Genomic DNA, 568 nt, shown 5'->3' with positions numbered 1-568 from the left:
CTTGGCTGGGTGCTAACCGGTGGTTCGGGTGAGGACCAGGTCGCGGTGCGCGCCTCCGGCGTGTACGGCAGGCGCCTCGCCCCCGCCGCTCCCGACCCCACCCAGGAGTGGACCCCCTCCGGCACGGTCCTGATCACCGGTGGCACCGGCGGCCTGGGCGGGCACGTCGCCCGCTGGCTCGCGGCCAGGGGAGCCGACCGGCTGGTGCTGACCAGCCGCCGTGGCCCGGACGCCCCGGGAGCCGCCGAACTGGTGGCCGAGCTGGCCGACCTGGGCGCCCAGGCGGTCGTCGTGGCCTGCGACGTGGCCGACCGCGACGCGCTGGCCGCGCTGCTGGCCGAGCACCCGGTGACCGCCGTTGTGCACGCCGCCGGCGTGGACGGCTCGACCCCGCTGACCGAGACCGACCCCGCCCGCTTCGGCGAGCTGATCGGGGCCAAGGCCACCGGCGCCGCGAACCTGCACGACCTGCTCGGTGACCGTGACCTGGACGCCTTCGTGCTGTTCTCCTCGATCGCGGGGGTGTGGGGCAGCGGCGGCCAGGCCGCCTACGCCGCCGCGAACGCCT

The 568-nt window shown here is 76.8% G+C and carries 1 protein-coding gene; it reads left to right on the top strand.

Annotation, left to right across the window (positions count from 1 at the left end; all coding sequences use genetic code 11):
- Window positions 1-568, top strand: a 568-nt coding sequence (locus P3X83_RS43230) for an SDR family NAD(P)-dependent oxidoreductase (RefSeq protein ID WP_277311266.1), incomplete at both ends; no start/stop codon positions are given.

This window comes from Spongiactinospora sp. TRM90649, assembly GCF_029382225.1.
In the GTDB taxonomy this organism is placed as follows: Bacteria; Actinomycetota; Actinomycetes; order Streptosporangiales; family Streptosporangiaceae; genus Spongiactinospora.
The sequence above is the reverse complement of the archived record's forward strand: the minus strand, read 5'-3'. Positions and strand labels throughout refer to the sequence as shown.